Here is a 26,370-nt window from a genome sequence, read left to right on the forward strand (position 1 = left end):
GAAGTCTGTCACTTCTCAAACAACGACACTTAGGAATAAAACGGTGCCCGAAATTTCTACTTCAACTCGCTCGGATTCAGCAATGGGTAAGTTTGTCCAAATCGACGGACAAGACTTTTACCAAATTGAAAACTACGACATGATGCCTCCGTTTCTCATGAGTATAGTGAGCGTTGGCGATCTATGGATGTATGTTTCTTCCGCTGGAGGTCTCACAGCAGGGCGTGTGTCCGCAGAAAACAGTTTGTTTCCCTATCAAACAGTCGACTTGTTGCACGACTGTCAATCTTACACGGGTCCAGTCACCCTCATACGACATCGCGAAGGGGATCGGCACTCTTTCTGGCAGCCGTTTGATAAAAGTCTCACGGATAGCTCCGGGGCAGGGCGTAAGTTGAGCAAGCATGTTGTGGGGGATCAATTGATCTTTCAGGAATCGAACGAACGCTTGGGTCTCACTTTCCGTTCGAGTTGGAGAACTTCCACGCAGTTTGGTTTTGTGCGGACGGCAATACTGGAAAACAATGGCACCGACGAAATAGAGATCGAGCTGGTAGATGGATTGCAGAACTTGAGTCCAAGTGGCGTTCCACTTTCCACTTATCAGCGGGCAAGTTGCCTGGTGGACGCGTATAAGCATAACGAGTTTGAAGAAGCAACCGGCTTAGGAATTTACAGTTTGACGTCGCAGATTCTGGATCGGGCGGAAGCTGCCGAAGTGTTGCGGGCGACTACCGTCTGGTGTCGAGGCCTACCAGAATTCAAGGTATTTCTTTCGCAAAAAGGGCTTCATTCATTTATGGCTGGGGGTAAGCCAGCCCCGGAATCGCTTTGCACTGGCCAGCGCGGAAACTATTTCACGTTTTCAAGCATCAAATTGGCACCTGGTGAGTCGCGCCGCTGGTACCAAGTGGCAGACGTTGGCCGCGACCATCAAAAGGTAGCCGAGATTCGACGACTTCTCCTTGATGAATTGCATCTTGAGGAGGCTTTGGAACGGGCTATCGAGCAAGATCACCAGAATTTGCTACGCAATATTGCCAGCGCGGATGGTTTGCAGGCGACGGGTAGTCAACTCGCCTCGGCTCATCACGTTGCAAATGTATTGTTCAATAACATGCGTGGCGGGGTCTTTGCGGCAAATTACTCGATAGAATCACACGATTTCTTGGAGTTCGTTACGTCGAGAAATCGTCGCACCAGAGATGCTGTACAATCTTTTTTTCGTGCGTTGCCGGAGAAGATTGAGTCTACAGAATTGCTGAAACTCGCGCGTAAGGAACAGAATACGGATCTGGTTCGTCTCACTCTAGAATACTTGCCACTCACGTTTGGTCGACGTCATGGGGACCCCAGTCGCCCTTGGAACATGTTTGAGATCTGCGTGCAGAACGAAGATGGATCCTGCATCTACAACTACCAAGGCAATTGGCGAGACATTTTCCAAAACTGGGAGGCGCTCGCCAGGAGCTTTCCTGCGTTCCTGCCAAACATGATCGCCAAGTTTGTGAACGCATCAACAATCGACGGGTATAACCCCTATCGTATCTCACGTGATGGCATTGATTGGGAAGCGCCGGATCCAGAAGATCCCTGGAGTAACATCGGATACTGGGGCGATCATCAGATCATTTATTTGACGCGATTGTTGGAGGCGTTGGAGCAAGTTTATCCAGGTCAAGTCGGACGGCTTCTTGAGGAACAGATCTTTTGCTATGCCAATGTTCCTTATCGGATTCGATCCTACGAGGATATTGTCGCAAATAGTTGCGACACCATCGACTATGACCGATATACGGCCCAAGAGATCGAGCGGCGAGTAGAAAAAGTAGGTGCAGACGGTAAGTTGGTTCTCGATTCACAAGGTGAGGTTTACTATGTGAACTTGATAGAAAAACTACTGGTTCCCGTGTTAGCGAAGCTCTCAAATTTTGCCGTAGACGGGGGCATATGGCTCAACACGCAGCGACCCGAATGGAACGACGCCAATAATGCACTCGTAGGGAATGGCCTCTCGATGGTGACGGTTTGCTACTTGCGCCGTCATCTGAATTTGCTCATTGAATTGATTCGAGAGATCGGTGACCGGCGACTTTCGATTTCCATAGAACTCGAACAGTGGTTTCGTAGTATCCGAAATCTCCTGCAAGAGAATCGTTCTTTGCTCCATGAATCAACCGTCACCGAGGAGACTCGAGGTCGCATTTTGAGAGAGGCGGGGCAAGCATTCTCAGACTATCGCCTGAAGGTTTACGATGAGGGTTTTTCGGGTAAGCATACGATTGGAAGTACGGAACTTGTGGAATTCTTCCGATTGGCTATTGAGTATTTGGATCACTCGATTCGAGCCAATCGTCGTGCAGATTGCTTGTACCATGCCTACAACTTGCTTGAATTGCGTGCCGGAGATGAGGCGGTTGGGGTGAGCCATCTCTATGAAATGCTCGAAGGTCAGGTGTCGGCTCTGAGCAGTGGCGTGCTCGATGCAGCCCAGGCAGTCGAGCTGATCGATGCGATGTTCGAAAGCAAACTTTTCCGACAAGATCAATCTAGTTTTATGCTCTACCCTTATCGGAACCTGGGAGGATTCTTGCTCCGAAACAGCATTACTGAGCAGCGGGTGAACTCAGTGCCGCTGCTTCAGGAATTAGCAAGTGCAGGAGAAGACTCGATTATCGTCCGCGATGTATTTAACGAGTACCATTTCTCCGCTGCGATCCAGAGGGAAGCCGATTTGACAAATTGTCTTGATAAGCTGGCTCAAGACCCAAGGTGGGCAAACTCGGTATCTCGCGATCGCAAGGAAGTGATGGCGGTGTTTGAAGAGGTGTTTTCCCATAAGACCTACACGGGTCGTTCAGGAACTATGTATGGCTATGAAGGATTAGGTTGCATCTATTGGCACATGGTATCGAAACTCTTGCTCGCTGTTCAAGAAAATGTGTTCACCGCTGTCGACCGTCAGGCATCGAAAATAGTCATTGATGCATTAGCAGATGCCTACTATTTGGTGCGCGCGGGCCTGAGTTCCGACAAGACTCCCAGCCAGTATGGCGCATTCCCTACAGATCCCTACTCGCATACGCCTATGCACAGTGGCGCCCAACAGCCAGGCATGACCGGGCAAGTCAAAGAAGAGGTACTCACCCGTCAGGGGGAATTAGGCATCCGGCTTCTAGATGGTCGGCTCCATTTTGAGCCAGCGCTGCTTCGTCGGCGCGAATTCGCAGAGGAGGCAAAAGAATTTCATTACTTTGATCTCGCCGGGAATGCCCAGAAGTTGGAGGTGGCTCCCCGGACCTTGGCATTCACTGTCTGCCAGGTTCCTGTTGTGTACGCTTTGACCGATGCGGCGTATTCGATGGAGGTGCACTTATCAGATGGCACGAAGGTGTCCTCTCAACAAGAATATTTGAATGCCGAATTGAGCTCGAAGCTGTTTCAGCGGACAGGTGAAATTACGCAGATCGACGTTCAAGTTCCTAAGCAGTTAGTGCTTCGTGCCTGAGAATTGAGCGCTGAAGAAGAATTCGCTTAGACGGAGAGAATATCTTCGCCCGTAAGCTCGTCGGGTTTTCCTCTGCGTCGTTCTAACTCCGCGCGAATCTCGTAGGCCCTTGCTTCGGTGATCTCGTAAGTCGAAATGATCCAAATTGCGATAGCCGAGCTTATCAAGGGAACCCCGACATCGAAAATCCTCAAAAGCAGCAATGTGCCTCCAGATTGAGATTCCTTCAATGCCACATCGAACCCGGATATTTCCAGCATGATCCCCGTCAGGAGTCCCGCCAGGGCCATTCCCACCTTGACCATCCACCAATAGATCGCGCCAAACACACCTTCACGGCGCTGTTTACTTTCGAGTTCGTCATAGTCGCATACGTCAGCTACCATCGAACCCATCAGCGTAAAGAGTGAACCCGTGCCGAAGGCAACAAAGGGGCACGAAGCAAGCAGCCAATAGGGATGTTCAGGGTTGTAGCCGATCCATTTCATGGCGTAGCCAACCAGGGATAGGGAGATCGTAATCAAAAAAGTTTCACGTTTTCCGATCTTGGTTGAGATCCAGGCCGTCAGCGGTATGACGACCAACGTGCTAACAGCAGTAAGGGTTCCAAACCAGCCAAACAAGTTGCCTGCCTGTTCATTGTCTCCAAGAAACACGTAATAAATGATGACATATAAGGAAAACGAAGCCCCTAGCTGGTAGCCATTGAAAACCAGAAAGGTTGCCGAGCAGAGCTTGGCAAAAGGGCGGCACTTGAGTGCTGTGCCAATGCCCTGGAGAAAGTCTTTGGTGTGACCCCAGAATCCTTGGACCTTAAGCAAACCATCATCTATTTTACTTTCCCCAGGTATAGAAACGATTTTCTCTCGACAGAAGATTGCGGGGAAAATTCCCAGCAGGCAAATCGCCCCACCCACCCACAGTGCGAGGACACGGGCTCCATGTACGGTATTGTCGAACAGGTCGCTTGCCATGATTGCATAGAACCACGGAACCCCTAGCCAGGCGAGTTGTCCGACCGTATTGGCAAATGCTTGCAGGCGAGTTCGCTCGTGATAATCGGGCGTCATTTCAAAGCCAAAGGCAACGAATGGAGTTGCGTAGATCGTATAGGCAAGAAAATAAAGAATTGAAGCGGTCAGAAACGTCCAAAAATAGAAGCTCTCCGAATGTCCGGGAGGAAGTTGCCACATTGCAGCGAAGACAATGCCGGCAAGAATAGCCCCAGCGAAAATGTAGGGCCGACGCCTGCCCCAACGAGTCATCGTGTGGTCCGAGATATATCCCATCATCGGATCGGACAAGGCATCAAAGATGCGCGGGGCGAAGCCAATGATGCCGACAAGCACCGGGCTCATACCAAGTCCCAGATTAAGGATCACCACCATGGCCGGTAGAGCGGCAGCCTGCAAATTATTGACAAGCATCCCGATGGAATAGGCAGATTTCTGGACTAGAGAAATCCGATCCGCCTGAGGTGTCTCATGATGTTCTATCTGTCTCAATAGTGACCTCAGCTGTGTCCCCAGTTTGGGACTGAATGAGTCTTGTGATAATCGCCGGGTTGAGTCCTCAGTCTCGAATAACGAGCCATTAGGACAGTTGATTTGACAAAGAGGGGGGTTCGTTTATGATGATAGTGACAAGGAAACAGTTTCAGAATATTTACAGGATAGTACTACAGTGCCCACCATTCGACAAGTTGCCGAGCATGCAAATGTGTCTATTGCGACCGTTTCTAGGGTAATTAACAACAGTCCTGCAGTTACTCGGGAGGTTCGCAACAAGGTATTGGAGTCTGTAAACCGCTGTGGTTACGTCCCTAATGTTTCGCGGCGGAGCACTTCTTTTTTGGGCCTGATCTACACAGGCCCGTTTGCTTTGGGCTCCACTTACGACATGGCACTTGTCGAGGGAATGGGGCAGGCCATGAAAGGGGTTGATCTCGACTTGGTGATCCTCGATCCCACCCGGGATCGAGGGTCAGACGAAACCTATACCCAATACTTTCTGCGCAAGGGTATTCGGGGGGTGATACTCAGATCGACGGTGGAAGGGCGCGATGTGTGCCGCGAAATTGCCGAAGAAAACTTCCCTGCAATTGTTGTTGGCGACCATTTTGACCACCCGAAACTAAATTTCGTCTACGCAGATTCCTACACCACCAGCAAGCAGGCGATTGAGCATCTAGTCTCGCTAGGGCATCAAAGGATCGCGTTGGCATCCAATGAGTTCGACGACGGTGACCACGTCGACAGACATCGAGCCTATGTGGAAGTTTTGGCAGAAAATGGAATTCCCCTAGAAAATAGCCTTGTTTTTCGCATTCCCGCGCATCGGCCCGATGGAGCACAATTGCTCCGAAGCATGATGAGTGTGCCAAACCCACCCACGGCAGTGTACATCACCGATCCTTCGGTAGCCGTTGGTCTTCTGAGTGAAGCACACAGCATGCGAATCGAAATTCCTCGCGAATTATCTGTAGTTGGGTTTGATGACCGGGACATGCGCGACTTTGTTTACCCAAAAATGACCTCGGTCTGTCAGAATGCCAAGCAACTAGGTTCCGAGGCCTTTATCCAACTTGCTAGTATGGTAGAGGCGGGGATGAGCCAGCGATCGGCAAATCGGATCGCCAGTTGTTGGTTTGAGATCAATGGGACCACGGGGCGTGTTCCCCAAGAGTTAACACGAGTGCTACCAGACGGTACAAGGCTCAGGCTCGATTCAGCTTGAAAAGTGCCAAGAATCGACTTTTCCACCAACCAGAAAAAAATTCCAAACTTGCTTGACAGAGGGGTTACAACGATTATACTGAAACTGTACCTGAAACAGTTACAAGAAACGGCTCTTCCCTAGGTTCCCGCAGGCAGCATTCTACTCAGCGCTTTTTCAATAACCGCTGCGTAGAATAGAAGCTAGTAAAGAGGTGTTTGCCGGAGGCTGGGAACAGCTTTCGGTTGGTTTGTGGTTTCCTCAGTGACTGAGGGCCTTATCAATTCTTTTTTTGGAGGGAAGTGCTCATGACTCGATTTAAATTACTCGCCTGTTGCGCCATTGCAGCCGTAGCTGCTTTGGGAACTCAGGCTCAAGCGGCCACAGTGACCGTTAGCAAATCAACTGCGCCTTGGCTCGGCTACATGAATTGGACTGACATAGACAACTCACCTGCTGATGACGGCGGTGGCGGCTGGGGCGTTGCGGATCTGGTAGCCACGTTCGACGATGGCGCGGGCACGCTCACGCTATCACCCAATCAGATCGGCGACCCTAATCCTTACTGGTATCCTGATGGGACCGCCGCACCGGGTGGAAAGATCATGCAAGCTAACCTTTACCAAGAAGTGACCGGAGCCTTGGCTGGCCAGACTGTTACGTTTGAAGGCAATGTTCTCTCCGACACGACGTCTGCTGACTACAGTGCTCGAATTTTTGTGAGTGACTTCGCTCCTGACTACTCATCCCGTGTAGATTCGTTTTTCGACATCACCACGGCCGGTCCCTTCAGCGTTAGCCTAGCCACAATTAATGATGCAGCCCGGCACGTCCAATATGGCTTCCAGTTCATTGGCCAAAACATTTTTCCAGACGCGGGCAATGCTCAGTTGCTTGCCGCTGCTGGTAGTGTGGTGATCGGGACGGTTCCTGAGCCTGCTTCGCTGACGCTTGTTGGTCTTTGTGGTTTGGCGTTGGTTGGTATTCGTCGTCGAAGCCTGTAGTAGATATAGATGCTCGCGTTTGCCCGTCCACGGGCGGGCAAACGCTGCTTAGTTTGCCAGGGATGGCCTGGAAATTAGAACAGATAGTTCACTTAGAACGCAATAACTACGTATTCCGTGCTATGCGTTTTCCCTTGAGAAGGGGCTAGATGGCTGCGAAGTTAGTCACGCTTGGACTGGTTGGGACTCCCAACTTTCTAGGTGAACACCTTGAGTCCTGACATGAGAAGGTTCGACTAAAACGCTGCCTGGGCAGCTAGCCTTTTCACTTGCTTCAATCTGGTCCTGATGTTGCCAGTCAATCAGCATCTCACAGATTCTTCTTTATTCAATTGGGAAAATAACGATGAAATATACTTTGAAAATCTTGATGATCGGTTGTGCCGTTTGGGCCTCGTCACTCCAGGCTAACGCACAAGTCACGGTAGACGTAGACATGGGCAAGAACTGGCTTGGCTACATGAATGTATCGGAGCTGCCAGAAAACGGCGGTGCTTTCGTGTTTGGCAGCCCCTGGGGTACCGATGATTTGGTCGCCAAGTTTTCTACTTCACCTTCCAAACTAACTTTGACCCCCAATACCATCGGCGATCCGAACGAATTTTGGTATCAGAATACGACTGGTACCGCACCGGATCCCTTAAACCCTGGTGGTCCCGGTCAGGCAGGAAACAAGACCATGGAAGCCAATATGTATGTCGAGGAAACCGACACCTACGCCGGTCAAACTGTTACGTTTGAGGGTTCGATTATTTCGAATACTTTATCCTCCGTATTGGGTACATATGGTGACTATTTGACCAAAGTGTTCATCAAAGATTTTGCTCCAGATTATTCCAGTTTTAATGTTTCTGAAGAAATCATCGATGAGGGTACGACTTCCTTCAGCATTAATCTGTTGACCGATTCAGGTCTTGGTCGCCATGTGCAATACGGCTTCGCAACGACGGGTGCAAACGTCTGGGTTACTGACGTCGGGAATTTTGGCACCGTTGAGATCGCTGCTGTGGGTTCAGTAGCTATACCAGGTGACTTCGATGGCGACGGCGACGTGGATGGCCACGACTTTCTGGTATGGCAACGTGACTTGAACGTCGGCACTTTGTCTGAATGGCAAGACAACTACGGCGCGCCTCCGCTCGCGGCGAGTCTCAGTGCAGTGCCTGAGCCTAGTACGTGTGTAATTGGTTTACTTCTGGCTCTTGGCGCTTCCAGCATGGGAAGTCGTCGGCGCACCTGCTCCTAAGCAACTCACTTTCCCGTTTTTTGTCTAAGGATCGAGGATAATGATGGCCTGGAAAACCGCTAGCAACGCAAGCGGATTCACCTTAGTAGAGCTCTTGGTCGTAATCCCCATCGTCGACGAGTTGGTGGCTTTGTCAGATTTTCCGTTATTAAGTGTAATGTCAATTTGACCCTACGCATCCCAGAGTTGGGTACGATCTTCTTGGCTGGAAGCAATGGGGTTGTCTACGGTCGTGGGTGGCCGTCGTAGTTGTAATATTTTCCTGTTTCAAAACGAAAGAGCTTTGCTTTGGCGTTGTGGGGCTCAATATCTTTACTTGAAAGGAAGGGACCCTTAATTCTATTTGGGGCAGATGTATTAGAGATGTGCGTTGCTTGCTTTTTGTATTTGGCAAAAAAGTTTTTGCCGGGGGGACGACGCAACACTTGTGAATATTTTTTTGGAGAGTTTCTAATGACTAGACTAAGAATAAATTTGACCGCTTTGTTGAGCTTGATGCTCATCTCCAACATGGCTTTGGAGAGTTCGGCTCTCGAACTGGCTGTAAACGGAGGATTTGAAACCGGAACTTTTAACGACGGGAGTCCAGAGGCGAGTTGGCAACAGTTTCCGGGTGGTGGAATCCAGTCGATCGTTAGTCCAGGCAACGGCAGCACTTTTGCGGCAAACCTAAATGTCCCCGTCCGCAGTCAAACAGACCCCCCTGTCGACAATTTGATCAAGAATGCCAATCTTGGAATCGGAATCGTCACGCCTGGCCAGGATATTACCATCAAATGGGATATGCGCGGTTCGCTCACTGGCGCCGGTGGCGTTGTGTTTGTTGAGCTATTCTCCGAGTTGGACGGCGGCGGCGTATCCAAACAAGAGATCTATACCAATGCGCCGATATTTCCCACTGCAGATTGGCAATCCTTTATCTGGAACACCACTCTGGGTCCTGATGTCGCCGGTGGCGTGACACTGCAACTGAAGGCCAGTTGCGGACCTGTCGAGGGTTGTGGTGTTGATGCTTACTTCGACAATGTGTCAATCTCGGTTATTCCCGAACCCGCCTCTGTCGCACTGCTTGGATTGGCTGGACTGGCACTGGTGGGGAGTCGTCGCAGACGCAATGGTTGATCCTTGTTCTTCAGCGATCACCGTGATCGTTGAGTGAGGATCGCATGAGAAATTGACTCTCGGGTGCATGGCGGGCCTTTTCCCGCCATGCCCTGGCGAGTCGGAAATTCGTTTTTATTTACGATAATAGCTGATAAGATTGGCACAAAAAGTTTCTGGGGCAGCGATGCTAGTCGAAAAGCCCGAACAAATTGACCTTTCTGAACGTAATACGTCAATGGAATCCTGAATTAGCAGCAATTTTTTGAGTCGGCGGAATTGGAAGTCGTTCCCTTCCCGACTCTAAACGACGGAATTACTAGTCAAGACTTATACGCATTTCTGAAATTGAATATCTAAAGGTGAGGGACATGAGATTAACAAAGCCATTTCTGCCACAATTAACTACTATTGCGCTCTGTTGCTTTGTTGTCGCAGAAACCACCTCGCTGCATGGGCAAGTCCTCTTGCTCGACAATTTTGATGACACAAGTGGCCCAGCCGCTGCTCAAGGCGATGGTATCGTCGATATCTCCAAGTTTCGGGCACCATTCGGTGGGTTTGTTGGTGCCGGCGATTTCGCGGGTCGCACACAGTTCCGTTTTACTCTCCCCTCCGAAAACGTCCCCGCTGGCGTAGCCGGCAGCACAGATGGCAAAGTCGCCGTGCTGAACCTGGACACGTTTGACTCCGTGACATCGACTCCTGGCACTTCTTTCTTAGGTACGGACCTGATTACCAAACAGAATTTTGCCCGTGGAGGAGGTTTGCGTATGACTACGCGCATGCGTGTCGATGCCTCAACCGCGGCTCAAGGGGGGATCGTAGCCGCACCCTTCCTCTATGACGTCTCCCGAGGAGTTTCTCCTAATCTAGTCCGCGACGAGATCGATCACGAGTTGTTGACTAATGAATCAGTGAGTGGTACTCCGAATCGAACCTTCACCAATGTATGGAATGATGGACCTTTTACCGGACCAGGTTCTGGAGGATCTCCCCAGTTCATCAACAACCCTAGCGGATTCGATATCACAAAGTTCCACGACTATCGCACGGATTGGACTCCTAGCAGTGTGAAATACTACATTGATGGAGCACTGGTGCGCACGGAAACGACCGTAATACCAGACGATCCGATGCGAGCACACGTCAATTTCTGGGTGCCCGACTCGGGTTTTGTTCAAGCCTACGATGGCTCTTTCGTGCCGGCTGCGACATCCGGGTCAAACACCAATTTTAAACTGGAACTCGACCGACTCCAAGTTGAGCGGTTCAACACGACAACGAGTGCCAATTTACTGGCAGATGCACGTTTTGAAGATGGTACTTCGATTACTTTTCCACCTCCTGTCGGTATCACACCGGCTAATCATGTGGGTGCTTGGATAAGATTCAACAACGCTTTTGTTGACAGCTCCGACGCACAGGGGGTTCCCAGTATCGACGATGGTTTTGAAGCTGCAAAGGTATACACTCCCGGTGCGAATAATGCCTCCGGCTTCTGGCAGAATGTTGCTGCGTCGCCTGGAGAAGAATTCGAAGCCTCTGTGTTCGCTTACGCTCCTAGTTCCGATCCTATCCTAGGCTCTGATAATTTCACGAACATCACTCTTCAGTTTTTGAATTCGGCTGGGGCAGTGCTTGATTCTGTCAATTTCAGCCCGGGTCGGAACCAACAGGACACTCCCATATACGACGGTCGGGATGCAGACATGATTCAAGATGAATGGGTTCAGTACACCGTAGACGCTCTCGCTCCAGCCGATACGGCATTGGTTCGAATGAACCTGTTGTTTAATTCTACGCTCGGACAGGGAGGTGCAGTTTGGTTTGACAATGCCTCTCTAGTGAAACTTACAAGTAATGCCCCAACCTTGAGTGGAGATTTCGACGGAGACGGTGACGTCGATGGACGTGACTTCCTCGTTTGGCAGCGAAATACTGCCGTGGGCAACCTCGCGGATTGGCAAGCCAATTACGGCACCCCGCTGGTTGCTGCCGTGTCAGCTGTGCCAGAGCCTGGTACCTGTGTATTGGGATTACTCTTGGCTCTAGGTGCTGGTAGCTTGGGGCGTCGTCGGCGAACTTGCTGCTAGCTTTTTAAACGTACTTTCAAACTTGTCCCATGGAGTTTTGTAATGTCCAGGAATCCCGCTGGCCGAGTTCGCGGCTTCACTTTGGTTGAACTGTTGGTGGTGATCGCCATCATTGGCGTGTTAGTGGCCTTGCTACTCCCTGCCGTGCAAGCGGCGCGCGAAGCGGCACGGCGGATGTCTTGTGCGAACAACGTGAAAAATGTGGCTCTGGCGATTCATAATTTTCACGATTCCCAGAAGCATCTGCCTTTCGGCATCAACTACAACACGAATTTCGGTAGAGAGATTTATCGAAATCCGGGTGGCGATGTCCCTGCCGCAGTCTCCAAATACGTGGCCGGCAAGAATACGAACGGCAAGGGGTGGATCGTGGATGTCCTCCCCCAGCTTGAGCAACAAGCCATGTACGATGGCATGAAGCCTGGTTTTGATCCGTCTAATGCCGACAATCGATTTGTCGTCACCGCGACCAACGGTCGCGGCATGGGGCGGCCTGAAATTCGCCAATTCATGGAGCGGCAATTGCCAGTGCTGACTTGTCCCTCAGACCCTTCGGCCGCGCCTCGTGAGGGCAACTTCCATTGGGAGCCTGCTTTGACTGCAGTCACGAGTTATAAAGGAGTAGCTGGTGATACAGCCTTGGGTAATGTGTTTGGTGCAGGCGGTTTGTGGAGCAATCCCCAGTGGGGCAGTATTCCCGATTGTTTCGAGACCTTGGGTTGCAATGGGCTGTTCTGGAAAATGAGTTACTATGATCCGATTGAATTTAAGCGCATCAGCGATGGACTCAGTAACACGCTAATGATTGGCGAGTCGGTTGCGGACCAGGATCTACACTCCGCCGCCTATTTCTCTGATGGCGATTGGGCCGTTTGCAATATGCAGTTAAATTACTTTCAGCCGGGCGATTTGTCAGATATTCGTACCAATTGGTACGACGTCCGCGGATTCCGTAGTCTGCACCCTGGAGGGGTGCATTTTGCGATGGCAGACTCCTCGGTGCAGTTTTTTAACGAAGGAATCGATCACAACGTTTATCGGGCGTTGTCTACTAAGGACGGTGGTGAAGTGGTGTCTCTCGACAATTAGTTGATTTGTCTCATAATGGAGGACATGCCGTTTCACATCGTGAAGCTAGAAGTACGGCACTCATCCTGCGGGCAAATGGGAGAATCACTTGTCATGAATCGATCTTACAGTTGCTGTGAACAAGAACCTGGATTGAGGATTTCCGTCCTAGGGTGGGGGTTGTCTCTCTTGTTTTTGGTTGGTTGTGGCGGCAAACCTGCTAGCGTGTCTGGCATTGTCACGATGGATGGTAAACCGCTCGACAAGGGAATGGTTGGCTTCGCACCGGTGAGTGGCGGGATGCGTGCGGCAGGAAAAATCCAGAGCGACGGGAGTTACACACTAAGTACGAACCGAGACTCTGGGCTTGAAACGGGTGATTACAAAGCGACCGTAGTTTCCCGTGAGCCGGGTGTCGAGCCTCCTCAAGGAGGTCCCCCCATGCCAGGCCCTTACATCACCCCGCGTAAATATGCGATCGACAGTACTTCGGGCCTGCAATTCAATGTTGAAAAGGGTAACAACACAATTGACATCGAACTTTCATCTGAAGGGTTAGATGACGGTGCGGCGAAGCGTCGAAAGCGCTGAGAGAACTCTGCTCAAAGTTCTTATCTCTGCGATTCGATCAAATGATAATCCGAGATGAGGCCTCTGGTGATATTTTCCGCTAGCGTTACTATCGAAGCTTGGCAAACTAATCGATTGAGATTGTCACTTATTGCAGTGCTAACTGCAGTAAGTTTCTCAGCGGTTCATGCTGCCCCTCCTGGTTGGGATCTCACCTGGAGCGACGAATTTGATGGTTCGTCGCTCGACACGACCAAGTGGGATCCGATTTACTGGAACACGCCCCACAACAACGAGCAGCAAGCCTATCGACCTGAGCGGGCCACGGTCTCCGGGGGCAACCTCGTGCTCACGGCCGACCATGCCAACAACGGCGGGAAAGATTACACCTCGGGTAAAGTCGAAAGTAAAATCGCCAACCAGTATGGCCGCTGGGAAATTCGAGCCAAGTTGCCCGGCACCCAAGGAACTTGGCCAGCCATCTGGTTATTGCCTGATACGAATACCTACCCTTGGCCTACCCAAGGGGAAATCGACATCATGGAGAATCGCGGCAACCAGCCGAATCTCACGAGTAGTGCGTTTCATTACGGGCAACAATGGCCGAACAACCAATTCAGGTACGACGAGCAGATCACTTCTCAGCTTGGTCAACTGGACGATTACCACAATGATTTCCACACCTATGCAGTGGAATGGGATAGCAAAAAAATCCGATTTTTTGTGGATGAGGTAAACTATTTCACACTCTATGACCAGGATGTGAATGGGTACATCAGCAATCAAGCTCCGATGGAGGTGAATCTCAATGTAGCCGTCGGGGGCGACTTTTTGGGAGGTGCCCAACCGAACGGTTCGAGTGTTTGGCCGCAGCAGATGCTGGTCGATTATGTGCGGGTTTATGAAAAGAGCCAAACGACTCAGAATATCCTCTTCAAGAATGGCGGATTCGAAGACAATGGCGGCTCCTTAGCTGGCTGGAGCACTTTTGGAAATAACTTGCAGCCCAATCCCAACGTTCAGGTTCACGACGAAGCAGTGGACGAGGGGGTCGCTGCCTTGAAACTGTTTGGGCAGTTCAATAACCAAACGAACTACTCTGGCGTCACCCAGGGAATATCGGTTTCACCCGGAGATTCTCTTTCTGCTATGCTCAGCACCTACATCAGTTCGGCTGATAGTATCGCGGGATCGCAGAATCAGTTGGAAATGAAGTTTGATTACTACAAATCGTTTGATGCAAAGTATGGCAGCGGTGAGTATCTGAGTTCGAAATCGATTGTGATTGCCAACGGTTCCACAGTAAATGATGCCTGGCTGGATCATGTGCTGACGGATACAGTTCCCGCCCAAGCGGTAGAAGCCCGTCTCTCGTTGGTCTTTACCCAGCCCAACAATCAAGGTGGTGCAGTTCACATTGATGACGTGAGTTTCATGAATCTGAGCCTTACTCCCAGCGGCGATTTTGATGGTGACGGCGATGTGGATGGACACGACTTCCTCGTTTGGCAAAGAGATCCCAATGTCGGCAGTTTGTCCAACTGGCAAAACAGCGTCGGCACACCTCTAACCGCCAATTTAGGCGTAGTGCCAGAGCCTAGTACATGTGTGCTTGGATTTCTTCTGGCTTTCGCTGTTTCGAGCATTGGACGCCGGCGAAATACTCGCTGCCAAGCAATCCTTGTCACTTCTTTCTAATGACGAGAGATGGATATGTCCGGAACCCCTACTGACCACATAAGTGGCTTGCCTTAGTGGAGTTGCTGGTTGAGATAGCTACTATCGGAGTGTGGGTGGCTCTGTTTCTGCCTGCGGTTCAGGCAGTCCGTGAAGAGCAGCAACGTGCTCAGTGTTTCAACAATTTGCGACAAATCGGGATGGGCTGACTCAACTTTGAGTCCTCGACAAAAAGCTTTTCCCACTGCAGGTGGTGCTGTAGAATAGTGTCTTAATCAAGCGGAATTGTGAAGACTGGCTTATGGCTACGAAGGCGCAAGTTGGATGCGTCAAATATTGCCGTGCCTCGATCAGCAAAACCTACAAGATCAACGAAGGGCGATGGGGGTGCGAACGCCGGTTTTATTGAATCAGGTGAATTTCCTGGTTGGATTCTCAGACATGCAACGACGTGAGGTTGACGAGGTTGAATACGGCGATCTTTGGGCTGGTATTACATCTCCTCAGCAGCCCAACAGACGTGGCTCTTTTTAACTATAGTACCTCTGACTTCATTTCCTTTTTTGATTGATTAGATCGAGATCTTCGCAATATGAGCAACCTCCTATATTACTCGTCGTTTTATCTGCGCTACCGTAATGTGGGACGGATCATCGTTCTGGTTTTCTGTATTTGTGCCTTAGTCGATTCTTCTGCTATCGGTGTCCCGCCTGGCTGGGAACTCGTTTGGAGCGATGAGTTTGAAGGAACATCTGTCGATACGTCCAAGTGGGACATCATCGATTGGACTACTCCGCACAACAACGAACGACAGGCCTACCATCCTGATCAGGTCACAGTGTCGCAAGGCAATCTGGTGCTGACGGCAACTGACGTCCCCTATGGCAAAAAGGCGTATCGCTCCGGCAAGGTCGAGAGCAAATGGACCAATCAGTATGGACGATGGGAGGTACGCGCCAAATTACCGAGAACAAAAGGCACATGGCCCGCCATTTGGCTGCTGCCAGATCCGCATCAAACCCCTTGGCCGTCCCAAGGAGAGATTGACATCATGGAGCAGCGGGGCGACAAACCCATGATAATAACTAGCGCTTATCATTGGGGGCCAAGCCCTCGCGAACGCAAGTTTTTAACTAAAAAACACGAACTCTCCCCAGCGGATCGACTCGTTGACTTTGCCGATGGGTTTCACACATACGCTGTGGAATGGGACGATCAAGAGCTTCGATTCTTTGTCGACGACGTCCACCACTACTCGATAAGCAATGAAGATACCAACGGATTTCTAAAGAGCCAATCTGCGCCTGCGGAAGTTCTGCTGAATGTTGCGGTGGGCGGCGATTATGTCGGCAAAGCCCAGCCAGACGAAACAAGCGTCTGGCCACAACAGATGCTGGTAGATTTCGTGCGGGTCTATGTGCAATGAGCGAGGACGTGCACACGCGTGTTATATAGTCAATAAGACGTCCAATTAGCATAAAGTCAACGGCTAGCGCATAATATGGAAGCAATCAATTCCAGAGTCGTTGCCGACGGAGATGTGAAGGGTGGCGATTAGTTTTCCTGGGAACATGATTACGAAATGAACGACGCAACGTCCGTTTCCGATAGAGATTTCGACCACGACGGCGTGGTAGGCGCAAACGATCTGGCTATCTGGAATTCCAATTTCGGCGTCCCGGTTGTGGCTGCCGACAAAGTGGTTCCTGAGCCGACCTCGATGGTGCAAATAGTTGTTATCAGTTGGCAATTCATTGCGTCTCGCATGAGATTTTCGATTTCACAATCAAATTGCTGTAGCATTCTAGTAAAGTAACAATCAGAGAACAGAACAGAGATGATCGGCAAAATACGTACTGACCAGAATCGTCGCTTGCAGATGGAAACTCTTGAACCACGCTGCATGCTGGCTGGTGATACCTATCTGGTTAATTTTCAATTTGATGAAGTACTCACTCCAACACGCTATATGCGTGATGTGGGTACCCTCTTTGGTGATCAAGGGAACGGGCAATTCTACGGCTGGTCCAGTGATCACACCGACACGTCGCGGGATCGAGGTATCAATCTCGACCAGCGGCTCGATACGCTGATTCATTTTCATCAGAATCAGAACTGGGAATTCGCGCTCCCCAATGGAAATTACGAAGTTACGGTATCGATTGGTGATCCGGAATTTGCTAGTGATTACACGCTCAATGTTGAGGGGGTGAATTACTGGAATAGCTTGGCTTTAGGTACGAATGATTTCCGCCAACAAAGCCAGCAAATCTCGGTTTCTGACGGCCGACTTACTATCGACCAAGGTGCAGCGGGTGAGAAGGCAACTCGCATCAACTTTGTCCACATTGTCGGACTTCCCAGCGGGCCCAACACGGCTCCTTCGGCCCCAACGATTACCGAGCCCCAGACACCTGGGCAGATCGTCAACTCCGCCGATGTTCACATGGAAGCTATCGCCTTTTTTGATGGAGATGGCGATCTGCACAAATCGTCTGACTGGGAAATATGGCAGACCAATGGCTCGCCGCAGGTCGTTTGGCAAACTCTAGGTATTCAGGGTGTGGAACGGCTCCATACCCACCTTGGAGACGGTGTTTTTGTTAACTCTCATGCAGGAAGAACGGATTTACTTCCCAGCTCAAGCTTCGAACTTCGAGTCCGTTTTCGGGACGATGCCGGGTCGGTGAGCAGCTACGCAACGCGAGCCTTCCAAACCGGGGCGGCGTCGACGACATTTCCTTTGGAGTTGTCGGATGTGGCAGTCTCTCCAGCACCCGTTTGGAAGGATGCCGATTCTCCGGTCAATGTGTTACTTCCGAGCGCCAGTCCCAATCAGTCAGAATTGCGGGTTGAAACGGAATCGGGATCGTTGCTTTTGAAGATCGCTGGCAACAATGGCATCATAAATACAGTTACGAATCCTCCCTCTTTGGGTCAACACTCCAGCGTCCGCGTGGTAGTCGTGGCGGGCTCTAATGGCCTGTCACTTGATAGCACGAATCTTGATATTAGCGATACCAGTGGTCTCTCCCACACTCTCTTCTTGCCACAGATCAGCCTCGCCGCGAATGCCCGCTTAGATCTGTGGGTTTCCAGTGATGGGTCGACTTTCTACGGGACATCTGGCCAGACAGAACCAGATTTTTCCACTCTCGCACGCGCCAGTGAGACTGCCGTCAGTGTACCCTTCACTTCTTTAAGGCCCGGTTATGAAATCGATGAGGTCGCTGGAGGATTGCAACTCCCCACGAACATTGCATTCGTTCCCAATCCAGGACCCAATCCAAGCGATCCTTATTTCTATGTCACGGAGTTGTATGGCACGATTAAGGTCGTGTCGCGCAACTTTGCCGTGAGCGACTACGCGACGAATTTACTGAACTTCAATCCGACTGGTTCGTTTCCAGGCTCCGGCGAACAGGGTCTTACAGGTATTGTCGTTGATCCCATCTCAGGCGATGTATTTGTCACCCGAGTCACTGCCACGAATCCAGCCGATCCCAATGGTGCCCATCATCCCCAGGTGGTGCGATTCACGAGCAACGATGGCGGGCGAACCGCCGCGACTACCACCGTTATCCGCGACATGGTTGGCGAAAGCCAAGGCCAGTCCCATCAAATCTCGAATTTAACGATTGGTCCCGCTGATGGCTTGCTCTATGTGCACAATGGAGATGGATTCGATGCGAGCACCGCATTAAATCTCGATTCATATCGTGGAAAAATCTTGCGGATGAATCTCGATGGTACGGCACCAACCAACAATCCCTTTTACAACGCCGGCAATGGCATCAATGCTCGTGACTATGTGTATGCTTATGGGGTTCGCAATCCGTTCGGAGGTGCCTGGCGGGCTGCCGACGGCGAACATTATGAAGTCGAGAACGGACCTGGCACAGACCGCTTAGCTAGAATTCTTCGTGGCAATAGTTACGGCTGGAATGGCTCCGATGCCTCTATGACGATCAAGGCCATCTATAACTGGTCACCTGCCACTGCCCCGGTGAATATCACCTTTGTCCAAAACGAAACCTTTGGCGGCAGCCAATTTCCCTTGTCAGTGAGAGATCGCGCCTTCGTCAGTGAGTCGGGGCCGACCTATGCCCAGGGACCGCAAAGCAATGGCAAGCGAATTGTCGATTTCGTCATCGATCTCAATGGGGGGCTTGTCCAAGGGCCATCAACGTTTGTCACTTACACCGGCAATGGTCGCGCCACGGTCGTCGGACTCTCTGCCGGACCTGATGGGCTCTACTTCACCGAACTCTACAAAGATCTCGACGCTGCTACGCCGATTGCTGCGGGAGCAAGAGTCTTTCGGGTCCGCTACGTTGACCAGAACCCGGGGGACTATGACTACGACGGAGATACGGACGGACGTGACTTTCTGCAGATGCAGAGGTCGTTTGGTTCAACATCTGACCTCTCCGCCGATGGGAATCGCGACCGCATCGTGGAGGGGGGTGATCTAGCAGTCTGGCAAAGCGGCTATGGCACTATTGCCATGAGCGAGAGCGTAGTGGATACGTCTCTTGCCTCCGTCGTGTCCGAAGATCCAGCCAGTAGTTCAGTTTCGGTAGACACGATGAGTCCAGTGGTAGTGGCGAGCTTGGCCAGTGAGGGGACTCCCGCCGTTGTGACGAGTCTTGGAAAGTCAAGTTACGTTGAGTTTAGCACGGTCTCCGAGCAGGGAGGGGACCAAGCAGTGGCCGTCGATCAAGCCCTCGAGCAACTCTACCCGATTGATGCAGCATTAGACTTTATAGATGAAGGCAGCGTTGCATTCACGTCAGAGAATGGCGATGCCGCGTCCGAACAGGAATGGGATGAGGTTTGGGGCGGCGATCTTGAGACCGATCTCTAGGTTTTTAGAGAATCAGCTTCGGAACGCGTCGATAGCCTTCCTAAATCATCACGTCCTCAGCGAATAAATGTAGCAACTCTTTTCGGCACTGAGATACTTTTAAGTTCGTGGCAGCTGGGGGTCGATGACGGAAGATACGTCGGCAACTATTTTCCCCGCATTCGAAAGTAGTCCCTAATTCCATGCTAGCTCTGCGCCCATTCCTCTTGTTTCTGTTAATCGGGCTGCACCTGGCCTGTCCTGTGCGTGGTCAAGGATTTTTCCGGCTTCCGTTTGCGGATTCGGGGGAGGCAGACTTTGAGGGCGAGATTGAAACCGACCGCGACTCCTTTACCCCAGCCACCACAACTGCCGGCGCTGGGCTCGCGATCCTCGAGGCGGCTTATTCTTTCATCGACAACCGCTCCGTACCCGAGACGCATAGCTATCCCGAACTGCTTGTGCGGCGGGGCGTGGGAGACTGGTTTGAATTGCGATTGGGCTGGAACTATGAAGTGGGTGGGGCTGGAAGCCCTGTTTCCGGCAATGTGCCCAGCGACTTCGGCGAGGAATCAGAGTTGGAACGAGCGTCTCGTGTGCTATATGGCTTCAAGGCTCGCATGACAGAACAGGATGAGTGGATTCCTGAAAGTGCTGTAATTCTACAAGGATTCACTCCCACTAGCGGCGAAGCAAATAACACGGATGTGTCTGCAACCTACGTCTTCGGTTGGACATTGCCTTGTGAAGCGGTTTGGGACTCGGCTGTTCGCTATAGTACCGGCAGTCAGGACGAAGACGATTTCAATGTTTGGGCTCCATCAACTGTGATAAAAATCCCTTTCGGTGAAAGCTGGAAGGCGCATGCCGAGTACTTCGCCGTATTCACCGAAGGTCGCTCGGACGAGAGTTCGCAGCACTTCTTCAGTCCAGGTGCACATTATCTGATCACTTCGAATCTCGAAGTGGGTGTCCGCGTCGGTTGGGGGCTCAATGATCAGGCTCCAAACTTCTTCTCCAACGCCGGCATGGGCTGGCGGTACTAGGAAATGGTTGGGTGAATCGTCTCTGGAAACGGGTCCCAACACTCGGTCAGTCTCTATAGAAAGATTGTGCTTGTATCCTTTCTGATGACTTTTTGGATTCTCGAGATTACCCTGGCACCACCATCCACTCAATCCAATGAGACCGGAGATTGCTCGTCAGTATGAAATTTCGATTATCGCTTCGGAATAGCGCCCTTGGTGTGCGAATCTTCTGTCGTGCTTATTGCTAGCGATGAGAAAAGATAAGCAAGTCCAGGGACACCGATTAGAAAGAACATTGGCAATGAAATGTTCGTCATGAATCCAAGTACCGCCGCGGCTGCCAAGCCAATCAATCCACCTATGGCTTGCCACTTCCACGCAACCAGATAGCCCATGAACATGAGTGCGATACAAGTGAAGCTCAAGCGGTCGTGAAAGCTCAACGGACCAAATTGCCGTTCTGCACCCGGAACCAAGTGCGCAATAAGCATGAATAGAAAGAATCCGAGAAAAAGAAGGCTAAGAATTCTTCCTGCCCACCGAAACCAAATAGCGACACGGGATTGCATAGCAGTACCTCCAAGGCTGATATTTCGCATTTGCAATATGTTGTTCGTCCATTGCCTGAAGATATTTGTTGTAATCACAATAATTCTTACCGACCGCTTTGCACCTCTGCAGGGGGGGGACAAAACCGACTCCAAGTCGGCCCATGGTTGGCGTGCATGTATGCGCATAGTTCACATTAAACCGAAAAGTGAGGTCGACAGTGGCTCAGTCTGGATGCTTACACTGCTATACGTGATGCATTTCCAATTCGACCGGAGGTTGTGCGCACGGCCGCGATTCCGCAACTCCGCAAACTTGGGCTCTAAAGATTTCTCCCGAGTCTCTGTAGAATGTCCCAAAGCAACCACGCACCAATCGGAGCGAGAAGGCGGAGAGTGGTGAGAGAAAGCCGTTACTCCTCGTCTGAACACGTGAGAATCCCATCGGAGAGCCAATCGTGAATCGATTTTATTTAAAGGCACCAATCACCGGCGTACTGCTCTTGATACTCTTTGGCAACGATGTTGCGGCCGCCGAATGGGTTGAAGTGGCCCGACCGCCGAACTTTGTTTCGGCTCAAGAGTGGGGTTCGCAGCCCGATCCCATCCCCGAGGCTCGGAAGCATCAACCCAAGTACGTCACTCTGCATCATGCTGGTGTGCTGTGGACCGTTGACCGCGATCCTGTCGAATTCATTCGCAACATGCAGTTGTGGGGCAAACGACGGCCAGAGATCGAACAGCCGCCGCGGAATACCTATTGGCCTGACTTGCCCTACCATTTTCTGATTGCGCCCGATGGGAGAATCTTTGAGGGCCGGTCGCTCGATTATGAACCTGAGTCGAATACCAACTACGAATTGGCAGGTCATCTAGGCGTCGAGCTGATGGGCAATTTCGAAGAGCAGCGTCCGAGTCTAGAGCAGGTCGAGTCGGCTGTCAGACTGGTCGCCTGGCTCGTGGCAAAGTACGACTTACATTTGGAGGCGATCAGCACCCACAGTCTCGTCGCAAAGGGGCAAACCAGCTGTCCCGGCCGCGACTTCTCTCGCTACTTCGAAGGCTCCCCGTGGCAATTCAAGAGTTGGGTCACCCAAGTGTTGCTGGGTAAAGATCCCCAAATTGATCTAGGACAACCTCTGGAGAATGGCCCAACTGAGCTCATCACGGAAACAAAGCCGAGAGACAAGTGAACTCCAATAGCCGATTCATGCACAGCTCGCTCATAACTACGCAAGGAACTCACTCAAGACTGTCTATCATCGCTCGATAGCAGAAGAATTGCAAAAAATCTCCACTCGTTGGACACGAGGAGAGGGAGTCGAAGCTGTTACAATAGAGGGCCAAACTCGGCCTGAAACGGTTTCAGGCACTTCTCTGTCGGAAACAATAGATTGATTTTTCTTCACTCAAGTGGGGTTCGAATATGTCTGCCTTTCGTGTCTGCCTGGCTACTTCCTTTGTCCTGTTGTTTGCATTCTGTTCGACTGCTTTTGCAGAGACTGTGTTTAACGTCCGTGATCTTGGTGCCGAGGGTAATGGGGTGATGCTGGATACCGATGCCGTACAGAAAGCGTTCGACGCATGCGGCAAGGCCGGCGGTGGCACGGTGCTCCTGCCGGCGGGAACCTACTTGTGCAAGCCACTCACCATTCGCACCAACACAACTCTGCGACTGGAAAAGGGTGCGACGCTCAAGGCCACCGACGATCCGGCTGATTATGCCCGCACGGACAAACCGGGCGAATTCAATCACTTTTTCACTGGCAAGGATTTAGAGAATGTCACGATTGAAGGCGAGGGCACGATCGATGGATCGGGCCAGAAGTGGTGGATCGAGGCCGAAGAGGCTCGCCAGAAGAAATCCGGCTATACGCTCCCCCGACCGAACTTGATTGTGCTCACTCGAGTAAAGAATCTCGCGGTCCGTGGCGTGACGATTCAAAACGCGCCGAAATTTCACTTCGTTCCGACGGAGTGTGAGAATGTAATCGTTGAGGACGCGAAATTCTTTGCACCCGAACGCGCCCCCAACACCGACGCGATCGATCCCAGCATGTGCCGAAATGTAAGGATCCGGCGATGCTACATTGACGTGGGGGATGACAACGTGGCGGTCAAGAGCGGCAAACCTCATCCAGACCGCGAGTTCGCTGCGGACACGTTACTCGTGGAGGACTGCACAATAAAACATGGGCATGGCATTTCGATCGGCAGTGAGATCGTGGGTGGCGTGAAGGATGTCGTCGTGCGGAACTGCACCTTCGAGGGGACCGACAATGGTATCCGGATCAAGACCGACCGCAAGAAGGGGGGGCCAGTAACGAACATGCTCTACGAAAATATTACCATGAAGGATGTCGCGGGGGCGATCACAATCACTTGCTACTACCCTAAGATCCCGCCGATCGAACAACCTAAGCCGGTCACCAAGACGACGCCGGAATACAGCAACATTACGATTCGCAATCTGACGGCCACAAGCACCAAAGACGCCGGGTTCATCGTGGGCCTACCTGAGAGCCCGATCAAGAACGTGCTGCTCGAGAATGTGAAGATCACCTCAGCTCGCGAGGGCCTTGAGATTCGGCACGTCGAGGGCATCGAATTGGTGAACGTCGAGATCATACCCACCAAGGGTGAACCACTGATTGTGAACGACGTGGAGATTGAAGAGTAGTCTCCGATTTGCCATTCGCAGGCTGGTAAATCATGTCACTTATTTTGCTTTTGGAATTATGGTAGCTTAACTCCAGCAATCAGAGGTGAGGTATTCATTCTTTGTCATAATTCTAGCTAAGGTGAACATGCCCGACCCAGTGACATCACAGCTATGTTTAGTGACTGGCGGAACGGGGCTCATTGGTAGTCATCTGGTGCAAAGGCTGCGGGCGGCAGGTAGCCCTGTGCGTGCTCTGGTTCGGTCCGGTGGCAACACAGCCTGGTTGGAGAATCTTGATGTTGAATTGGCTCAAGGTGACCTTTGTGATCCACAAAGTTTGATTCGTGCCGTGAAAGGTGCTTCGACCGTGTTCCATTGTGGCGGGCTCGTATCCGACTGGGGAGCACGTTCGGAATTTCACGCGACGAATGTGATCGGGACAAGAAACATCGCGCGGGCCGCAGCGAAGGAAAAAATTCATTGCTTCGTGCATCTCAGTTCCGCATCCGTGTATGGCTACCCTACCAAGGGTCGGATCTCTGAACACGCACCACTTCGATCGCGGCGGATCCCTTATATTGAGTCGAAAATTTTAGCCGAGCAGGAGGTGTGGGACGCCGTCCGCAGGGACGGATTGAAAGCAACCATGCTCCGCCCCGTGATGGTCTTTGGGCCACGATGTCAAAACTATGTTGGCGAGGTAGTACGTCATTTGGCCGCAGGTTCCATGCTACTTCTGGATGATGGTCGGCACGTAGCCGGGCTGGCCTATGTCGAAAACGTGGTGGATGCCATCCTGCAGGCTGCCGCGACACCTGCCGCTTTGAATCAGGCAATGAACGTCTGCGACGATTTGCCGGTTACCTGGAAGGACTACATCGACGCGTTGGCTGACGGCATAGGTGCCCAGAGAGTACGATTCTCGTTGCCAACTCGGGTTGCGTACCCAGTGTCGATGGCCATGGAAGGGGCTGCTAGGGTATTTTGCCGAAGGCAGCGCCCTTTGCTTACTCGCCTGGCCGTATTGGAATTAGGGCAGCCTCAAGTTTACGATATTGGCCTCGCCCGACAGCTTCTCGGATACACCCCTCGCTTGCCTTACCACGAAGCCATGCAAACAACACTCGAATGGGTCAAGCAAAACCAGTGAGCATTGAAATCCAACTCGTTGAGACGAATCAACAACGGCGAGAATTCGTTAGGCTCGCTCGGCGTATCAATTCCGATCAGTCTCTTTGGGTTCCTAATCTGGAGCGGGAGTGCTTAGCAGAAATCACACCTGGCAAGAATCCATTTTACGAACATGCTGAAGCACAACTCTTTCTGGCCTATCGCCAGGGTCAAGCGGTTGGTCGTATTGCTGCAATCGAGAATCGAAGACATAACGAGCACTGGCAAGACAAGGTAGGATTCTTTGGACACTACGAAGCGATCGACGATCTTGAAGTCAGCAAGTCCCTTTTTTCAGTCGCTGAGCAGTGGTTGCGTGATCACGGACTCGACAACATGCGCGGACCAACCAATCCGTCGATGAATGCAAGCGTCGGCTTTCTCTCCGAGGGTTATGAATACTCGCCTACTATTCCGATGCCGTACACCCCCCCTTACTACTTGCGCCATGCAGAAGCATACGGCCTGAAATCAGCAATTGAAGTCCTAGTCTACGGCTTTAAATTTGAAGAGCATTCCCAGTCTGAAAAAGATCGTACGTGGCAGCGAGTGCAACGATTGAGCCAACGTGTTCAGCAGCGTGCAAAGGTTCAGGTTCGCACCGTACGGATGGACCGGTTGGATGAGGAACTCGACATCGTGCGTTCTCTTTGCAACGTCTCCTTGAGTGACAATTGGGGCTTTGTTCCCATGAGTTCCAGCGAACTACGCGCAGCTCGTGACGAGTTAAAGAATTTTGTCGACCCCAGAATGTTTCTTTTTGCTGAGATTGAGGGCCAGCCACAAGCCGTCTTTATCGGCTGCCCGGACTACAACGAAGTGCTGAAGAAGATGGATGGCCGACTCTTTCCCACGGGCTGGTGGACCTATCTCCGCCATCGCCGTCGAATTCAAAAGCACGTCATCTATGTGTATGCAGCCACCACTAAAGCCTATGCTGTTGGCGCCGGTGTAGTGCTCTACGAGAAGTTCTTTGGTGAATGCCTAAGTCGTGGTATCACACACTTGGAGACAGGCTACGTGCTGGACTCCAACACAAAAATGCGTAACTCGATTGAAAACTTCGGAGCAGAAGTTTGGAAACGCTATCAGTTATATGAGAAGCCGCTCCCTTGATGAATGCGTAGGAGG

At 51.4% G+C, this 26,370-nt stretch carries 20 protein-coding genes; 18 read left to right on the forward strand and 2 right to left on the reverse strand.

The genetic code is table 11. The features are described from left to right. Positions 1 to 43 precede the first annotated feature (43 nt). A complete protein-coding gene (locus tag Pla144_RS02795; protein ID WP_197530342.1) occupies positions 44 to 3,508 on the forward strand; it encodes a hypothetical protein in 3,465 nt (1,154 codons plus the stop codon). Positions 3,509 to 3,534: 26 nt separating this feature from the next. Here Pla144_RS02795 and Pla144_RS02800 read toward each other — a convergent pair whose 3' ends face one another. Next, entirely contained in the window at positions 3,535 to 5,013 is a 1,479-nt protein-coding gene (locus Pla144_RS02800) for an MFS transporter (RefSeq protein ID WP_146447787.1), read from the reverse strand. A 178-nt stretch (positions 5,014 to 5,191) separates the two neighbouring features. Between Pla144_RS02800 and Pla144_RS02805 the strand changes: the two genes are divergently transcribed. From Pla144_RS02805 to Pla144_RS02870, 13 genes are all read left to right on the forward strand, one after another. Then, positions 5,192 to 6,244: a LacI family DNA-binding transcriptional regulator gene (locus Pla144_RS02805; RefSeq protein ID WP_146447788.1), complete on the forward strand. Its 1,053-nt coding sequence runs from the start codon at positions 5,192 to 5,194 to the stop codon at positions 6,242 to 6,244. A 287-nt stretch (positions 6,245 to 6,531) separates the two neighbouring features. Beyond that, on the forward strand, positions 6,532 to 7,227 hold the full coding sequence (locus Pla144_RS02810) for a PEP-CTERM sorting domain-containing protein (RefSeq protein ID WP_146447789.1): 696 nt from the start codon (positions 6,532 to 6,534) through the stop codon (positions 7,225 to 7,227). Positions 7,228 to 7,573: 346 nt separating this feature from the next. Continuing rightward, the gene (locus tag Pla144_RS02815) at positions 7,574 to 8,473 is read left to right on the forward strand and encodes a hypothetical protein (RefSeq protein ID WP_146447790.1); all 900 of its coding nucleotides are present in this window, start codon (positions 7,574 to 7,576) and stop codon (positions 8,471 to 8,473) included. A gap of 43 nt (positions 8,474 to 8,516) precedes the next feature. After that, a complete protein-coding gene (locus Pla144_RS25420; protein ID WP_391580957.1) occupies positions 8,517 to 8,642 on the forward strand; it encodes a prepilin-type N-terminal cleavage/methylation domain-containing protein in 126 nt (41 codons plus the stop codon). Positions 8,643 to 8,926: 284 nt separating this feature from the next. Beyond that, positions 8,927 to 9,595, forward strand: a complete 669-nt coding sequence (locus Pla144_RS02825) for a PEP-CTERM sorting domain-containing protein (RefSeq protein ID WP_197530343.1) — start codon at positions 8,927 to 8,929, stop codon at positions 9,593 to 9,595. Positions 9,596 to 9,945: 350 nt separating this feature from the next. Further along, positions 9,946 to 11,670 (forward strand): glycoside hydrolase family 16 protein, encoded by a 1,725-nt coding sequence (locus Pla144_RS02830; RefSeq protein ID WP_146447793.1) that lies wholly within the window; start codon positions 9,946 to 9,948, stop codon positions 11,668 to 11,670. A 42-nt stretch (positions 11,671 to 11,712) separates the two neighbouring features. After that, positions 11,713 to 12,759 (forward strand): DUF1559 domain-containing protein, encoded by a 1,047-nt coding sequence (locus Pla144_RS02835; protein WP_146447794.1) that lies wholly within the window; start codon positions 11,713 to 11,715, stop codon positions 12,757 to 12,759. Between the two features lie 93 nt (positions 12,760 to 12,852). Beyond that, positions 12,853 to 13,329 (forward strand): hypothetical protein, encoded by a 477-nt coding sequence (locus tag Pla144_RS02840; RefSeq protein WP_146447795.1) that lies wholly within the window; start codon positions 12,853 to 12,855, stop codon positions 13,327 to 13,329. 66 nt (positions 13,330 to 13,395) lie between these two features. Beyond that, the gene (locus tag Pla144_RS02845; protein ID WP_197530344.1) at positions 13,396 to 15,006 is read left to right on the forward strand and encodes a glycoside hydrolase family 16 protein; all 1,611 of its coding nucleotides are present in this window, start codon (positions 13,396 to 13,398) and stop codon (positions 15,004 to 15,006) included. Between the two features lie 571 nt (positions 15,007 to 15,577). Next, the gene (locus Pla144_RS02855) at positions 15,578 to 16,411 is read left to right on the forward strand and encodes a glycoside hydrolase family 16 protein (RefSeq protein WP_146447797.1); all 834 of its coding nucleotides are present in this window, start codon (positions 15,578 to 15,580) and stop codon (positions 16,409 to 16,411) included. 156 nt (positions 16,412 to 16,567) lie between these two features. Continuing rightward, positions 16,568 to 16,801 carry a hypothetical protein gene (locus tag Pla144_RS02860; protein WP_146447798.1) on the forward strand — a complete coding sequence of 78 codons (234 nt, stop codon included), beginning with the start codon at positions 16,568 to 16,570 and terminating at the stop codon, positions 16,799 to 16,801. Positions 16,802 to 16,822: 21 nt separating this feature from the next. Continuing rightward, a complete protein-coding gene (locus Pla144_RS02865; protein WP_146447799.1) occupies positions 16,823 to 19,852 on the forward strand; it encodes a PQQ-dependent sugar dehydrogenase in 3,030 nt (1,009 codons plus the stop codon). Positions 19,853 to 20,034: 182 nt separating this feature from the next. Further along, positions 20,035 to 20,877 (forward strand): transporter, encoded by an 843-nt coding sequence (locus Pla144_RS02870; protein ID WP_146447800.1) that lies wholly within the window; start codon positions 20,035 to 20,037, stop codon positions 20,875 to 20,877. 173 nt (positions 20,878 to 21,050) lie between these two features. On the opposite strand, the gene Pla144_RS25645 is transcribed toward Pla144_RS02870, so the two are convergent. After that, complete coding sequence (locus Pla144_RS25645) at positions 21,051 to 21,596, reverse strand: DUF7670 domain-containing protein (protein ID WP_449240206.1); 546 nt, start codon at positions 21,594 to 21,596, stop codon at positions 21,051 to 21,053. Between the two features lie 269 nt (positions 21,597 to 21,865). On the opposite strand from Pla144_RS25645, the gene Pla144_RS02880 reads away from it, so the two are divergent. The 4 genes from Pla144_RS02880 to Pla144_RS02895 all read left to right on the forward strand — a co-directional run bounded on the left by Pla144_RS02880 (position 21,866) and on the right by Pla144_RS02895 (position 26,355). After that, complete coding sequence (locus tag Pla144_RS02880; RefSeq protein WP_197530345.1) at positions 21,866 to 22,600, forward strand: peptidoglycan recognition protein family protein; 735 nt, start codon at positions 21,866 to 21,868, stop codon at positions 22,598 to 22,600. 233 nt (positions 22,601 to 22,833) lie between these two features. Next, positions 22,834 to 24,087 (forward strand): glycoside hydrolase family 28 protein, encoded by a 1,254-nt coding sequence (locus tag Pla144_RS02885; RefSeq protein WP_146447803.1) that lies wholly within the window; start codon positions 22,834 to 22,836, stop codon positions 24,085 to 24,087. Positions 24,088 to 24,214: 127 nt separating this feature from the next. After that, positions 24,215 to 25,219, forward strand: a complete 1,005-nt coding sequence (locus tag Pla144_RS02890) for an NAD-dependent epimerase/dehydratase family protein (RefSeq protein WP_146447804.1) — start codon at positions 24,215 to 24,217, stop codon at positions 25,217 to 25,219. Beyond that, on the forward strand, positions 25,216 to 26,355 hold the full coding sequence (locus Pla144_RS02895; RefSeq protein ID WP_146447805.1) for a hypothetical protein: 1,140 nt from the start codon (positions 25,216 to 25,218) through the stop codon (positions 26,353 to 26,355). The genes Pla144_RS02890 and Pla144_RS02895 overlap by 4 nt, the downstream gene beginning before the upstream one ends. Positions 26,356 to 26,370 lie beyond the last annotated feature (15 nt).

Origin of the sequence: Bythopirellula polymerisocia (genome assembly GCF_007860015.1) — a bacterium.
Lineage (GTDB): Bacteria > Planctomycetota > Planctomycetia > Pirellulales > Lacipirellulaceae > Bythopirellula > Bythopirellula polymerisocia.

Bases quoted from the DNA above. Each gene is read 5' to 3' on its own strand.
- Pla144_RS02810 (WP_146447789.1), top strand. From the start codon at position 6,532: ATGACTCGATTTAAATTACTCGCCTGTTGCGCCATTGCAGCCGTAGCT.
- Pla144_RS02815 (WP_146447790.1), top strand. From the start codon at position 7,574: ATGAAATATACTTTGAAAATCTTGATGATCGGTTGTGCCGTTTGGGCC.
- Pla144_RS25420 (WP_391580957.1), top strand. From the start codon at position 8,517: ATGGCCTGGAAAACCGCTAGCAACGCAAGCGGATTCACCTTAGTAGAG.
- Pla144_RS02825 (WP_197530343.1), top strand. From the start codon at position 8,927: ATGACTAGACTAAGAATAAATTTGACCGCTTTGTTGAGCTTGATGCTC.
- Pla144_RS02830 (WP_146447793.1), top strand. From the start codon at position 9,946: ATGAGATTAACAAAGCCATTTCTGCCACAATTAACTACTATTGCGCTC.
- Pla144_RS02835 (WP_146447794.1), top strand. From the start codon at position 11,713: ATGTCCAGGAATCCCGCTGGCCGAGTTCGCGGCTTCACTTTGGTTGAA.
- Pla144_RS02840 (WP_146447795.1), top strand. From the start codon at position 12,853: ATGAATCGATCTTACAGTTGCTGTGAACAAGAACCTGGATTGAGGATT.
- Pla144_RS02855 (WP_146447797.1), top strand. From the start codon at position 15,578: ATGAGCAACCTCCTATATTACTCGTCGTTTTATCTGCGCTACCGTAAT.
- Pla144_RS02860 (WP_146447798.1), top strand. From the start codon at position 16,568: ATGAACGACGCAACGTCCGTTTCCGATAGAGATTTCGACCACGACGGC.
- Pla144_RS02865 (WP_146447799.1), top strand. From the start codon at position 16,823: ATGATCGGCAAAATACGTACTGACCAGAATCGTCGCTTGCAGATGGAA.
- Pla144_RS02870 (WP_146447800.1), top strand. From the start codon at position 20,035: ATGCTAGCTCTGCGCCCATTCCTCTTGTTTCTGTTAATCGGGCTGCAC.
- Pla144_RS25645 (WP_449240206.1), bottom strand. From the start codon at position 21,596: ATGCGCATACATGCACGCCAACCATGGGCCGACTTGGAGTCGGTTTTG.
- Pla144_RS02885 (WP_146447803.1), top strand. From the start codon at position 22,834: ATGTCTGCCTTTCGTGTCTGCCTGGCTACTTCCTTTGTCCTGTTGTTT.
- Pla144_RS02890 (WP_146447804.1), top strand. From the start codon at position 24,215: ATGCCCGACCCAGTGACATCACAGCTATGTTTAGTGACTGGCGGAACG.